Raw genomic sequence first — 538 nt, 5'->3', positions numbered from 1 at the left:
TTAGCAACGGAAGCACGAGAAAAGTTTGAGAAAATTAGACCAGAGACTCTCGCACAAGCTGAGCGAATTTCAGGTGTCAATCCAGCTGATCTTGCCATTTTAAGCGTTTACGTGCAAAATGGTCGCTATTCAAAAATTAAATAGTAATTTTTGTAAAAAATTCAAGAAACAAAAATATTTTTTCGAAAGAGAATAAATCAAAAAAATTCACAAAAAATAGTGGAATGATCAGAGAATCACAAATTTAATTATTGCTGTTATCTTAAAATGACAATTTTCAGTGACATCTTTGTGAAGTTAATATTTTTGCACAGCGCTTACATCTCACTTACCACGTTGGTTTTACTCACTTGAAATTGTGAAATTATATGTTTTAATACAGTATGTAAGTAAATGTATTTAAGGAGATGCACTTTAAAAATGGCAAAAATTAATGGCGCAAATGCTATGCTCCAAGTTTTATTGGACTGGCATATTGATCATATCTATGGTTTCCCAGGCGGTTCATTCGACTCAACTATGAATGCTATCCACGACT

1 protein-coding gene is annotated in these 538 nt (G+C 32.5%); it reads left to right on the top strand.

Annotation, left to right across the window (positions count from 1 at the left end; translation table 11 throughout):
- The coding region (locus CRG87_RS07940; RefSeq protein WP_133125515.1) for a hypothetical protein at positions 1-144 on the top strand (144 nt) is incomplete at its 5' end.
- Between the last annotated feature and the right edge of the window lie 394 nt (positions 145-538).

The sequence above is a fragment of the Lactobacillus apis genome, from assembly GCF_002837055.1.
GTDB classification, from domain to species: domain Bacteria; phylum Bacillota; class Bacilli; order Lactobacillales; family Lactobacillaceae; genus Lactobacillus; species Lactobacillus apis.
This window is presented reverse-complemented; position numbering and strand designations above follow the sequence as displayed.